Here is a 12,669-nt window from a genome sequence, read left to right as displayed (position 1 = left end):
TCGCGATGTGGAGAACCTTGGGCCTGTTCGGCGGCATCACCATAGGCTGGTGGGCGCTGCTGTGGCTGGCGCTGCCGCAGAGTTGGCAGCGCATCAGCCCGTCGGCCATCCTGATGCTGCATCTGGCGCCGCCTATGCTGCTGGGCGCGGCCATCAAGCTGTGGGGCTATCTGAAGGAAAAGCGCGCGGCCGACGAGGCCAGGCAGCAGGAAGAGCGGGCCGCCGCCGAGCGCGACGGCCAGCGCGAGGCGGCGCGGGTCCAGCATCTGGCCGCCTTGCAGGAGCGCCAGCGCGCGGTAGCCTGCCGCTGGCTGTGGGCGGCGGCGACGCCGGCCAAGGACGAGCCGGCCTGGCTGGCCCAGACCGGCGACGGCGCCACCTGGATCGCGCTGGACAAGGACGAGGTGGAGGCGGGCGACGCGCTGGACGCGCTGGAGCCGCATCTGGCCGAGCTCTTGGCCGGCCTGTACGCCGAGGCGCCGGGCGCCGCCTGGCTGCCGCTGTATCTGGAGCCGATGGCGCAGGTGGCCGGCGTCGAGCAGCTGACGCGGATCAAGGCCTTGAGGCGGCAGGCCGCCGCCGATTGCCTGGGCGCCGACGCCCAGGCGTCCGGCGACTGCCGCTTCCTGCCCGGCAGCGGCCAATTGGCCGACCGCGTGCTGCAGGTCTTCAGGCAGGACCCGGAGTTGCCGGGCCTGGTGGTGCTGGCGGCCGACGCGCCGCTGGCCGCGCTGGACGGAGACGACGACTGGGGCGAGGTCGAGCCGGCGCTGCGCGAGCATCGCCGCTGGCATGGCGAGCCGGGCATGGCGGTGGTGGCCATGCTTTTCCTGCGCGACGGCCTGCCCCTGCCGCTGGAGTGGCGGCAGGAGGAGGGGGCCGATCCGTACCAGCCTTACTGGGAGAGGGATTTCGCCGGTCCGGCCGCCGGCTGGGGCGCGGTGCCGCCCAGCCGGCAGGCCAGCCTGGCCGGCCTGCCGACGCTGGCGGTGCTGGCGCAGTCGAGTTCGATCAGCCTGGCGCAGGGCAGGGCGCTGCAACTGGCGCGCAGCCTGCAGCCGGTGCTGGACAACGCGCTGGTCAACGCGGCGCTGCTGGACTATCCGTTCAGCCCGGAGGAGGCCAGGCCGGAAAACAACCAGGCGTCCAGCTTGGCCTGGCTGTGCCACAACAGCGGCCAGATCGACGTCGGCGGCGTGCGGCTGGCCGCCATCGCCACCGCGCTGTCGCGGCACCAGGTGGAGCTGCATCCGATAGACGAGGCGAGCAATGTCGTGCGCGAATGGGGCGATGCCGGCGCGGCGACGCCGATGCTGCTGGCAGCCGCGGCCGTCAGTCATTGCGCGCGGCTGCAGGCGCCCGCCGTGATTACCCATTTTGAAGACGAGCTGGTGTCGCTGGCCTTGGCCAGGCCGCCGGCGGAGGAGGCGACGGCATGAAGGCTGTAATCCGTTTGGGAGACCCGACCGACCATGGCGGCAAGGTGGTCAGCGCCGCGTCCAGCACCACGCTGTTCGGCAAGCAGGTAGCCTGCGTCGGCGATTCCGTCACCTGCCCGAAGCAGGGCCACGTCAACTGCACCATCGTCGAAGGCGACGGCAGCTGGCTGGTCGGCGGCAAGGCGGTGGCGTTGGAGGGACACAAGGTCAGCTGCGGCGCCACGTTGATTTCGACGTTGCCGCAGGTCGGCAAGGGATAGAGAAAGCATATGGATCAAAGCATTGAACACCTGATGCGGCCGGTGAGTCCGGCCGCGCCGGCCGGGGAGGACCTGGCCTATTCGCTGATCTTCGACCAGATACGGGAGGCGCGCCGCAGCGACGATCCGTCGCTGGCGATGGGCGACTGGGAGCAGTCGCTGAAGACGGCAGAGTGGCCGCAGGTGATACGGCTGTGCGAGGACGCGTTGCAGAACAAGAGCAAGGATCTGCAACTACTGGCTTGGTACGCCGAGGCGCAGACCCAGGTCAACGGCGTCCAGGGCCTCACGCGCGGGCTGGCCCTGGTCGGCGGCTGGCTGCGTGAGTATTGGGAAAGCGGCTATCCGGAGCTGGACCCGCACGATCTGGACGAGCGCGTGGCCAAGCTGGAATGGATGAACCAGCAGCTCGGCAACGCGCTGCGCAATGTGCCGCTGATCAAGCCCGAGTTCGGCGGCTACAGCTGGCACCAGTGGCAGCAGTCCCGCGACGTCGAGAACCTGGGCCTGAAGGACGGGGAGGCGCGGGAAGCGGCGATCGCCGAGGGCAAGCTCAGCGGCGAGGCCTTCGAGAAGGCCGCCACCCTGTCCGGCCACGGCTGGTTCCAGGCCAAGGCCGAGGAACTGGTGGCCTTGCTGACCGCCTACGAGGAGCTGGACGCGCTGGTCGACCAGCGTTTCGGCCAGGACGGCCCCAGCCTGGCCGACATCCGCAACGCCGTCTACGCCTGCCAGGACCTGGTGCTGCGCTACCGCCAGCAGTTCGCCGTCAACCAGCCGGCGGCCGTGCCGCAACGGCAGCCCGTCGAGGAGAGCAAGCCTGTGAGCCAGACCCCGTCCAGCCCGGTCCATACCGCCGTTCCGGCCAGCGCCTTCAATGGCCAGATCCGCAGCCGCCAGGAGGCGGTGACCGCGCTGACCGAGGTGGCGCGCTATTTCCGTCACAACGAGCCGCACAGCCCGGTGGCGCTGCTGGCCGAGCGCGCCGCGCGCTGGGCCGAGATGAGCCTGGAGGAATGGTTGCAGCATGTGGTCAAGGACAGCGGCACGCTGAGCCAGCTGCAGGAACTGCTGGACGTGCGCCAGGGCGATTGAGCGCATTCCGGCGGCGTATGAAGGACAAAACGCGCGGTCTGTCGGCCGCGCGTTTTCTTTGGCCGCCGTTCAGCGGCCCAGCCGCGCCGACGGCTTGGCCAGATAGAACCACTCCTGGCCGGCCGGCGCATCCGGGTTGGGAAACACGATGTGGCCGTCCTCCGGCGCCAGCACCGGCTCGCCGTCGGCGCGCCAGCCTATGGTCTCGCCGCCGGCGACGGCGTCGAAGCTGGCCCAGCCGCGGGCGAAGCGGTCGGCGTCGTCGGTCTTGTCCACCACCTCGTACAGGCTCAACAGCTCCATCGGCCCGGGTTCGGGTGCCGGCGCCGCGATCATGCCCAGATGCGCCAGCGTGTTGACGATGGCGCGGTAGGCGACTTCCGGCGCGTCCGGGTCATCATGGCGGCCGCATTCCAGCGTCAGCGCCCAGCCGCCCCGGCTGCGCATATATTCGGTAGTGCCGACGCCGTAGCGGGCGTCGCCGTTCAGCTCGCGCTGCCGCGGGTCGCCCAGCGGGTTCCGCCGCCGCCTCTCCACGCCCAGCGCGTAGGTGGACAGCCATCCGTCCACCGCGCGCGCCACGCCCAGCAGCCGGGCCAGCGCTTCCTCGCGGGCCGCGTGGCCGAACGGTTCCAGCGCGCCGTCGTTGTCGGCCGGGCCGAGAAAGACGAAGGGTTGCCCCGGCGAGCGGAACGAATGCAGGTCCAGCAGCGCCTCGTGCTCGGCCAGCAGCGGACACAGCCAGTTGGCGACGTGGTCCTCGAAGTCCCGAGGCGCCGCCACCGGCGCCAGATTGCGGTTCAGATTGCGGTCGCCGCCGCGCTGGCCCAGCCGGTAGGCCAGCGGATTGGCCACCGGCACCAGCGTCAGCCGGCCGGCGCAAAGCGCCAGCGCGCCCCGCTCCAGCTCCGCGATCACGCGGCGGATGGCGATGGCGCCGCAGATCTCGTTGCCGTGCACGGCGCCGGTGACGATCAGGCTGGGTCCGGCGCGCAGCGCCTGGTAGCGGTGGTGGGCGAAGGCCTGAGGCCAGTCCGGATTCATTTGAGCCATACGTCCTCGAAATCGAAAGCGCCGTTAGGATTGATCACGAAGCCCTGCACATCGGCGCGCAGCGGGATGTAGATGCGGGAATGGGCGATGGTGATCCATGGACGCTGGTATTTGAAGATCTCCTGCGCCTTCAGATAGTACTGCGTCCGCCGTTTCTGGTCCGTGGTCTGGCGGGCCTGCTGCAGCAGGCGGTCGAACTCGGCGTCGCAGAAGCGCTGTCCGCCTTTGCTGACGCTGCACGACAGGCTGTTCCACAGGAAGTCGTCCGGATCGCCGGAGTTGCTGGTCAGGCCGGACATATAGACGTCGTGCTCGCCGGCGGCGGCGCGCTTCAGGTATTCGCCCCATTCGTAGGACTGGATATTGGCCTTGACGCCTATCCTGGCCCAGTCCTGCTGGATCATCTGCGCCATCAGCTTGCCGTTGGGATTGGTCGGCCGCTGCACCGGCAGCGCCCAAAGATTGACGGTGAAGCCGTCGGGGTAGCCGGCCCGCGCCAGCAGGGCCTTCGCCCTGGCCGGGTTGTATTCGTTGCGGGTATTGGGATTCCAGCTCCAGGTCGACGGGGGGAAGGGATTGACCGCCTGGGTGGCGCCGCCTTTCGGGAACATCGCCTTGAACAGCGCGTCGCGGTTGATGGCGATGTCCAGCGCCACCCGCACGTCGCGCTTGGCGAACTGCGGCCGTTTCAGATTGTAGGCCAGGTAGGAGATGTTGCTGGCGCCGGTGGACGCGATCCTGATGCGCTTGTCGGCGGCGAGCGCGTCGAGGTCCGATTCGCGGACCGCCGCCGCGACATGGCATTCTCCGGCCTTCAGCTTCTGCAGGCGGACCTGCGGATCGGCGACGATGGCGAACACCAGGTCGCGGGTCTTCTGCGGCTTGCCCCAGTATTGCGGACTCGCCTCGTAGCGGATGATGGAGTCCTTGGCGTAGCTCTTGAAGCGGTACGGGCCGGTGCCGACAGGCAGCAGGTTGATCTGCTGCGGTTTGCCGGCCTTCAGCAGCTGCTCGGCGTATTCGGCCGACTGCATGCCGGCGAAGCCCATCGCGAAGAAGGTCAGGAAGGTGGCGTTGCGCTCGGTCAGCCGGATCTGGACGGTGCGCTCGTCCACCTTGGCCACCGAGGCGATCAGCTTGGACAGGCCGTAACCGTCGGGACCGGTCAGCGGGGTCCTGAACGCCTGGTTGAACGGCAGTTCCGGGCGTATCCAGCGCTTGACGGTGAACACCACGTCGTCGGCGCCGAAGTCTCGGCTGGGCGCGAAATAGCCGGTGCGATGGAACTTGACGCCGCGCCGCAGTCTGAATGTATAAAGCAGGCCGTCGTCGGACACGGTCCAGCTCTCGGCCAGGCCCGGGCGCAGCGCGACGCCGCCGCGCTGGAATTCCACCAGGCCCTGGAACACCGGCTTGGTGATGTTGTAGGTGGTGGCGCTGTCCCACAGCGCCGGGTCGAAGCCTTCCGGCGACGCTTCGGCGCAGAAGACCAGCGGCCTGGCGGCGCCGGCGGGTACCGCCGCGCCCAGGGCGGCGCTCAGCAGCAGGGCGTAGAGGGAACGGGATAGGATCATGGCCGTTTTCCTGTTGGCTGGCGCGCGGCGGCAGTCGACGGCGCCCGGGTGGGATGTGCCCGCAGAGTATCGCATACTCGGCGGCCGGGACCGCGAGCGGACGGCGGCGGTTTGCGATGTTTCAGACAGTCTGGAGGCGAGAGATGGCGGCGATGATCAGCTTGGAGGACCTGGCCGGCGATCCGGAATATGTCCCGATCGCGGACATCGACGGGGTCCGGCTGGACCTGCGCTACGCCTGCGCCGACAACTTCGTCGGCCGGGACCTGTACGGCGGCGCGGTGCCGGCGCTGCTGCACCGGCGGGCGGCGGAGCGGCTCAGGCTGGCCGCGCGCGAGCTGGATCGGCTGTGGCCGGGCTATCGGCTGCGGATTTTCGACGCGCTGCGGCCGGGCCGGGTGCAGCGGGTGCTATGGGACATCGTCAAGGACACGCCGCAGCGCATCTATGTCGCCGATCCGGCGCGCGGCTCGATACACAGCTTCGGCATGGCTGTGGACCTGACGCTGGAGGACGAGCGCGGGCTGGAACTGGACATGGGCACCGGTTTCGACGACTTCACCGAGCTGGCCCAGCCGCAGCGCGAGCGGCAGATGCAGGCGGACGGCCTGTTGAGCGGTCCGCAGCTGGCCAACCGCCTGCTGTTGCGCGGCTGCATGGAGCGGGTGGGCTTTCACGGCATCGCCACCGAGTGGTGGCATTTCGAGGCCGCCGAGCGCGACTGGGTGCGCGCCCACATGCGGCGGGTGGAGTAGTCCGCCCGTATTGATCCTTGACCCTGGCCGGCCGTCGGTAGGATAATTCCTCGTTTGATTACAAACGCTTAGTCGCAGTCGTCTGGATGCCGGACGCCGGGTTGCCCCGGCCTCGGGCCGGCGCCGTCGCGGCAAGCCCGATTTCGCCGCATGAATCAAGCACATCCCCCGTTGCCGCCGCGCCGTCTGTCCGTCGCCCCGATGCTGGACTGGACCGACCGCCACTACCGCTACTTCGCCCGTCAGATCACGCGCCATGCCTGGCTGTACACCGAGATGGTGACCACCGGCGCGCTGCTGAACGGCGACGTCGCGCGCCATCTGCGCTTCGACGAGGCCGAGCATCCGCTCGCGTTGCAGCTGGGCGGCAGCGAGCCGGCCGAGCTGGCTGCTTGCGCCAAGCTGGCCCAGCAGTGGGGCTACGACGAAGTGAACCTCAACGTCGGCTGTCCGTCCGAGAGGGTGCAGAAGGGCGCTTTCGGCGCCTGCCTGATGGCCGAGCCCGCGCTGGTGTCCGATTGCGTCAAGGCGATGCGCGACGTCGTCGACATTGATGTCACCGTCAAGCACCGCATCGGCATCGACCAGATCGAGCATTACGATTACCTGCGCGAGTTCGTCGATACCGTGGCCGAGGCCGGCTGCCGCACCTTCATCGTCCATGCGCGCAACGCCATCCTGAAGGGCCTGAGCCCTAAGGAAAACCGCGAGATCCCGCCGTTGAAGTACGATTACGTCTACCGGCTGAAGCGGGAGCGGCCCGATCTGGAAATCCTGATCAACGGCGGGGTCAAGACCAATGCCGAGATCGCCGAGCATCTGCGGCACGTCGACGGCGTGATGGTCGGCCGCGAGGCCTACCACAACCCGTGGCTGATGGCCGAGTGGGATGCGCTGTTCTACGGCGACGAGGCCGCCGGCCCGGAGCGCGCGGCGGTGGTCGATGCGATGATGCCCTATGTGACGGCGCGTCTGGGGGACGGCAGCAACGTCCGCCACATCGCCCGCCACATCCTGGGCCTGTTCCAGGGCCTGCCCGGCGCGCGCAACTGGCGCCGGATGCTGTCCGACGCCAAGCTCTTGGACGGCGCCGACGCCGGCTTGCTGCGCCAGGCCTACGAGGCGACGCTGGCGGGTCGCCGCGCCTGATTATCCGATAGCCGCCGACGGGCGGCTGTCTTCGCCAGGCGGCTACGGCCGCCTTTTGTCATGGTCGTCATGCCCGGCATGACCGTCTGGAGGTGGATCCCAATTGAAAAAGTTGCAAAGGCTGACGCTCGCCCTGTCGCTGTCTTCCGGCCTGGCCTGGGCCGGCCCCAATGACGTGCTGCACATCTACAACTGGAGCGGCTCGCTGTCCGATGGCATCGTCAGGCAGTTCGAGCAGCACTGCGGCTGCAAGGTGGTGCAGGACTATTACGGCGACAACGAGGAAATGCTGGCCAAGCTGGCCGCCGGCGCCAAGGGCTACGACATGGTGTTCCCGTCCAGCTTCGTCGTGCAGGCGATGACCAAGCAGAAGCTTTTGCAACCGTTGGATCACCGCCAGATCCCCAATCTGAAGAACGTGGCGCCGGCCTATCTGTCGCAAAGCTACGATGTCGGCAACCGCTATACGGTCCCGACGGTGCTGTCGCTGACCTCGGTCGGCTACAACGTCGAGAAGCTGAAGCAGCTGGGCGTCGACCCCGGCAGCTGGTCGGTGATCTTCGATCCGGCGGTGCTGCGCAAGATCAAGGGCAAGGTGACGGTGCTGGACAGCTCGCGCGAGGTGTTCGCCGCCGCGCTGTTCTACCTGGGCAAGGACCCGAACCAGGCCTCGGACGCCGACATGCGCGCCGCGCGCGATGTGATCAAAAAGGCCAAGCCCTACTGGGCCGCCTTCTCCAACGCCAGCTATCTGAAGCAGCTGGCTGTCGGCAACATCTGGGTGGCGCTCGGCTATTCGACCGAATTCTTCCAGGCCAGCGAGGACGCCAGGCTGACCAGGCGGCCGTTCCACATCGGCAATGTGCCGCAGCGCGAGGGGAACGAGCTCGGCGTCGACACGATGGCGATCACCGCCAGCGCCAAACGACCGGACCTGGCGCACCAGTTCATCAATTTCATGCTGGACGGCCGGAACGCCGCCCAGCTGACCAATCTGAACGGCGCGACCAATCCGGTGGCCACCGCCGGCCAATATTTCCGCGCCGACCTGAAAGCCAGCCCGGTGATCCATCCGACGCCGGAGCAGGCGAAGAAATGGACGGTATTGCGCGAGCTGGCGCCGGTGGAGCGTCGCGCGCTGGCGCGGATGTGGACGGAAGTGAAGGTCAGCCGCTAAGCTGGCGGCCTGGCCGGACGCCATCGATCCGGTTCGGCCGCAATCACGAGATAGAAAGAGCGAAAAGATGTTCGAGCAACTGGTTCTTGCCAGCAATAACGCCGGCAAACTGAAGGAATTCGGCGCGCTATTCGCCGAGCTGGGCGTCACCGTGCGTCCGCAGCGCGATTTCGATGTGCCGGAATGCCCGGAGCCGCACCACACCTTCCTGGAAAACGCGCTGGAAAAGGCGCGTCATGCCAGCCGGCTGACCGGCCTGCCGGCGCTGGCCGACGATTCCGGCATCTGCGTCGAGGCGCTGGGCGGCGCGCCGGGCGTGTACTCCGCCCGCTTCGCCGGCGAGCCGAAGTCCGACGCGCGCAACAACGCGCTCTTGGTGGAAAAGCTGCAGGGCGAGGCCAACCGCCGCGCCTGGTACTACTGCGTTCTGGTGCTGGTGCGCCACGCCGACGATCCGCAGCCGCTGGTGGCCGACGGCATCTGGCTGGGCGAGGTGCGCGACGAGGCCGCCGGAGACGGCGGCTTCGGTTACGACCCTTATTTCTTCCTGCCGAGCCACGGCGTCAGCGTGGCCCAACTGGACGCCGCCGAGAAGAACCGCATCAGCCACCGCGGTCAGGCGCTGGCCGCGCTGATGGCCAAGCTCAAGGCGCTGGCATGAGCGTAGTCGACCTGTCGGCGTTGAGCGGCGGCCTGCGCGAGCTGCCGCCGCTGTCGCTGTACATCCATTTCCCGTGGTGCATACGCAAGTGCCCGTATTGCGACTTCAACTCGCACGAGCCGAAGAGCGGTTTCGACGAGATGGCCTATGTCGACGCGCTGCTGCGGGATCTGGAATACTCGCTGCCGGAAGTGTGGGGCCGGCCGCTGAGCAGCATCTTCATGGGCGGCGGCACGCCCAGCCTGTTCAGCCCGCAGGCGATGGACGTCTTGCTGGCCGGCGTGCGTGCGCGGCTGAAACTGCATCCGGACGCCGAAATCACGATGGAGGCCAATCCCGGCACCTTCGAGATCGAACGCTTCCGCGGCTATCGCGAGGCCGGAATCAACCGGCTGTCCATCGGCATCCAGAGCTTCGATCCCAGGCACCTGAAGGCGCTGGGCCGCGTCCACGACGGCGACGAGGCCAAGCGCGCGGTCGAGATCGCGCTGACCCATTTCGACAACGTCAATCTGGACCTGATGTACGCGCTGCCGGGCCAGACCATGGACGAGGCGCTGTCCGACCTGAACACCGCGCTGTCCTACGGCATCACCCATCTGTCGGCCTATCATCTGACCATCGAGCCGAATACGATGTTCGCGGTCGAGACGCCGAAGAATCTGCCGGACGACGAGGTGTCGGCCGACATGCAGGAGGCGATAGAGTCCCGTCTGGCAGCCGCCGGTTTCGATCACTACGAGACCTCGGCCTTCGCCAGACCCGGCCGACACAGCCGGCACAACCTCAATTACTGGCAGTTCGGCGACTACGTCGGCATCGGCGCCGGCGCCCACGGCAAGATCAGCAGCCACGCCGGCATCGTCCGCCAGATGCGGCACAAGCAGCCGGCGGCCTATCTGAAGGCGGTGGCGGACGGCAAGCCGCTGTTCAGCAGCCAGAAAGTCGCCCGCGCCGACCTGCCGTTCGAATTCATGATGAATCTGCTGCGCCTGACCGGCGGCTTCGAGAGCCGCCTGTTCCAGGAGCGCACCGGACTGCCGCTGGCGCTGATCCGCCGCCAGCTGGACGAGGCCCGGGCGCAAGGCCTGCTGGACGGCGACGGCGCCATTCTGCGGCCGACGCTGAAAGGCCAGCGCTTCCTCAACGATTTGCTCACCCTGTTCCTCAAAGAAGGAGATCAATAATGGCCAAGGAAATTATCCACACCGACAAGGCTCCGGCCGCCATCGGCGCTTACTCGCAAGCCGTCAAGGCAGGCAATACCGTCTACCTGTCCGGCCAGATCCCGCTGGATCCGGCCACCATGGCCGTGGTGGAAGGCGGCTTCGCCGCCGAAACCCACCAGGTGTTCAAGAACATGAAGGCCGTGTGCGAAGCCGCCGGCGGCAGCCTGGACCAGATCGTCAAGCTCAACGCCTATCTGACCGACCTGTCCAATTTCGCCACCTTCAACGAAATCATGGGCCAGTACTTCAGCCAGCCGTTCCCGGCCCGCGCCGCCGTCGGCGTGGCCAGCCTGCCGAAGGGCGTGCTGGTGGAAGCCGAAGCGGTGCTGGTGCTGTAAGCGCATCCCCACCGCAAAAAAAAGCCCCGGAAATCCGGGGCTTTTTGCTGAGAAACGGTTTCAGCGCAGTTGATAGCGGGTGTAGAGGCCCCTGCCTTGTCGATCCTGGCTCCAGATCGTGACGCGCAGGAAGTCGGGCGAGGTCAGCGTCGGACTCTTGCGGGCGTTGAGCGTCAGCGGATTGGCCAATGCGCCCGCGTTGTCTTCGATGCGTTGCGGCTGGCCTTTTTGACGCATGTCCAGCAGCAGGCTGTTGAACCAGAGTTGCGGCGGTATCTGCCAGGCAACTTTCAGATCGCTGGCGCCGTTGGCCTTGGCGAGCGTCTGCAGCGTGTCGCTTGTCAGAGCGGGAAAAGCCTGCTGAGCGATTTCGCCGGCGGTGAACAGCGGCGCGCGCGGGCTGAAGTCCTTCCCGACCGGCTGGGCGAAGTGATCATCGGCGTAAAAGCGCAATTTCAGAGCGTTCCGGCTCAAGGCGTCGTTGTAGACGGCGGCAAAGCTGTCGGGCGTCAGGTAATTTACCGGGCAAGGATAGTCAGGATTCGCCGATGCCAGCTCCTGAGGCTCCAGTTGCGCGCACTCGGCATTTTCCTTCAGGGTAAGGATGGCTTTGCCATCGGCCAGCAACTGGGCGCTGCGGGCGACAATTTGCGCGGCGGGACGGTCTGGCTGGATATAGATCGGGTTGTCGTGCCGGGCATATTGGCTGAGCACCAGATTCAGCAGGCTGACCTTGGCGCTGCTCTTGTCGGGAGCGCTGATGATCTGGCGGGCCCCGGCATCCATTTGCAAGGAGACGGGGCTGTCATTTCCCGCCAGCTTCCAGCCTTCTTTCTGCAAGCGGGCCTTCATGCGGAAAGACCCGGGTGCCATGCCCGGCACGCGGACCGTCATCGAAATCTGGCAAAGCGCGGCGCTGTAGCAGGTTTCCACTTTCGGCGGCGAGAAACGTCCGCCGACATAGGTTTCCCCGTATCCGGCGTCATCCATTTCCCGCGCGAGGTATTGCGCCGCATTGTCGCCGTCAAACTGGAAATCGTCGCTGAGCAATGTCGCCAGGCGCTTGTCCAGGCCGTCCGCGCTGAGATACGCGGCGTTCAGCTGTGCGGCCAGCTCATCCAGCCGGCTCAGGTCGGGTAGATCGTTGGCCGGCAACGGGCTTGGCTTTTGATCGCGGCTCACCTTAATTGCCGTTTGGGCGCGCTTGCTTTGCAAACGGATGCTTCCCGCTTGGCCGTCGGCGGAGACGTCCACCATTTCCAGCAATTTATCCTGCCCGGTCTTGTCGGCGGCAAAGGCGGTCCGCAGCAGATCGGTGCGGCTATCCAGGCCGACCGCCTGCATCAGGGAGGCCAGCGCGGCTTTCAGACTGGCCTGGCTCTGCTCCAGTTTGGCGATGTCGAACTTTGCCGTGCAAGCCGCGGCGTTGAGGAAGCACTCGCTTGCCTCGACGCCACTGCTCATCGACAGGATGGCATCGGTCAGCGGGGTGATATTGACGGCTCCGGCTTGCGTGGCGACGGAGTGGAGCGATACCGGCATGCCGCCGATCAGGCCCGTGGCTTCCAGCAGCACAGGCGAGGCGAACTGGCTCAAGTCCGCGCTGTAGCGTCCTTGCGCATCGGTCTGCACTGTAATCGCGCGGCCCTGTGCGTCTTTGATCGTGATCGAGCCATTGTCCAAGGGGGCGCCGGAAGCCGCGGTACCGCTGATTTGGCCGAGCGTCTGGCCGCTGGCGCCGGACGCCGCGTGGTCGTCGTTGCTTTCGCAGGCCGTCAGCGCGAGCGCGCAGGCCAAGGCGAGAATGGGTTGTTTCATCACGGTATTCATCATTCGAATGATTCTGGTTTCGCAGAGCGGGGAAGAAAAATTAGGACGTGATAGTATATTGACATTTTTCGTTTGTCATTTTTGTCCGGCCGGGCAGTGGCGAGGCGGA

The 12,669-nt window shown here is 66.9% G+C and carries 12 protein-coding genes; 9 read left to right on the top strand and 3 right to left on the bottom strand.

Going from position 1 to position 12,669, the window contains the following annotated elements; translation table 11 throughout:
• Positions 1-5: 5 nt before the first annotated feature.
• From WNM05_RS20090 to tssA, 3 genes are read left to right on the top strand one after another with little or no spacing between them, the layout of a single operon-like run.
• Positions 6-1,439 (top strand): hypothetical protein, encoded by a 1,434-nt coding sequence (locus tag WNM05_RS20090; protein ID WP_434630268.1) that lies wholly within the window; start codon positions 6-8, stop codon positions 1,437-1,439.
• Complete coding sequence (locus WNM05_RS20085; protein ID WP_434630266.1) at positions 1,436-1,699, top strand: PAAR domain-containing protein; 264 nt, start codon at positions 1,436-1,438, stop codon at positions 1,697-1,699. Before WNM05_RS20090 ends, WNM05_RS20085 begins: the two co-directional genes overlap by 4 nt.
• A 9-nt stretch (positions 1,700-1,708) precedes the next feature.
• Complete coding sequence (gene tssA / locus WNM05_RS20080) at positions 1,709-2,794, top strand: type VI secretion system protein TssA (RefSeq protein WP_434630264.1); 1,086 nt, start codon at positions 1,709-1,711, stop codon at positions 2,792-2,794.
• A 69-nt stretch (positions 2,795-2,863) separates the two neighbouring features.
• On the opposite strand, the gene WNM05_RS20075 is transcribed toward tssA, so the two are convergent.
• Together WNM05_RS20075 and WNM05_RS20070 are read right to left on the bottom strand one after the other, a co-directional pair.
• Entirely contained in the window at positions 2,864-3,838 is a 975-nt protein-coding gene (locus WNM05_RS20075; RefSeq protein ID WP_434630263.1) for a succinylglutamate desuccinylase/aspartoacylase family protein, read from the bottom strand.
• Positions 3,835-5,421 carry an ABC transporter substrate-binding protein gene (locus WNM05_RS20070; RefSeq protein ID WP_434630261.1) on the bottom strand — a complete coding sequence of 529 codons (1,587 nt, stop codon included), beginning with the start codon at positions 5,419-5,421 and terminating at the stop codon, positions 3,835-3,837. Before WNM05_RS20070 ends, WNM05_RS20075 begins: the two co-directional genes overlap by 4 nt.
• A 143-nt stretch (positions 5,422-5,564) precedes the next feature.
• Here WNM05_RS20070 and WNM05_RS20065 point away from each other — a divergent pair, with 143 nt between their 5' ends.
• The 6 genes from WNM05_RS20065 (at position 5,565) to WNM05_RS20040 (ending at position 10,730) form a co-directional block, all read left to right on the top strand.
• Positions 5,565-6,176, top strand: coding sequence for a M15 family metallopeptidase (locus tag WNM05_RS20065; protein WP_434630259.1), 612 nt, complete (start codon positions 5,565-5,567; stop codon positions 6,174-6,176).
• A gap of 150 nt (positions 6,177-6,326) precedes the next feature.
• A complete protein-coding gene (gene dusA, locus WNM05_RS20060) occupies positions 6,327-7,325 on the top strand; it encodes a tRNA dihydrouridine(20/20a) synthase DusA (RefSeq protein WP_434630257.1) in 999 nt (332 codons plus the stop codon).
• A 103-nt stretch (positions 7,326-7,428) separates the two neighbouring features.
• Positions 7,429-8,502: an ABC transporter substrate-binding protein gene (locus tag WNM05_RS20055; protein ID WP_434630255.1), complete on the top strand. Its 1,074-nt coding sequence runs from the start codon at positions 7,429-7,431 to the stop codon at positions 8,500-8,502.
• 67 nt (positions 8,503-8,569) lie between these two features.
• Positions 8,570-9,163: an RdgB/HAM1 family non-canonical purine NTP pyrophosphatase gene (rdgB, locus tag WNM05_RS20050; RefSeq protein ID WP_434630253.1), complete on the top strand. Its 594-nt coding sequence runs from the start codon at positions 8,570-8,572 to the stop codon at positions 9,161-9,163.
• The gene (hemW, locus tag WNM05_RS20045) at positions 9,160-10,350 is read left to right on the top strand and encodes a radical SAM family heme chaperone HemW (RefSeq protein WP_434630251.1); all 1,191 of its coding nucleotides are present in this window, start codon (positions 9,160-9,162) and stop codon (positions 10,348-10,350) included. The genes rdgB and hemW overlap by 4 nt, the downstream gene beginning before the upstream one ends.
• Positions 10,350-10,730: a RidA family protein gene (locus WNM05_RS20040; RefSeq protein WP_046155452.1), complete on the top strand. Its 381-nt coding sequence runs from the start codon at positions 10,350-10,352 to the stop codon at positions 10,728-10,730. The genes hemW and WNM05_RS20040 overlap by 1 nt, the downstream gene beginning before the upstream one ends.
• A gap of 60 nt (positions 10,731-10,790) precedes the next feature.
• Here the strand turns inward: WNM05_RS20040 and WNM05_RS20035 are convergent, their stop codons facing one another.
• On the bottom strand, positions 10,791-12,563 hold the full coding sequence (locus WNM05_RS20035) for a carboxypeptidase-like regulatory domain-containing protein (RefSeq protein WP_434630249.1): 1,773 nt from the start codon (positions 12,561-12,563) through the stop codon (positions 10,791-10,793).
• Between the last annotated feature and the right edge of the window lie 106 nt (positions 12,564-12,669).

This window comes from Chromobacterium sp. CV08 (assembly GCF_051129845.1).
GTDB lineage: Bacteria > Pseudomonadota > Gammaproteobacteria > Burkholderiales > Chromobacteriaceae > Chromobacterium.
The sequence above is the reverse complement of the archived record's forward strand: the minus strand, read 5'-3'. Positions and strand labels throughout refer to the sequence as shown.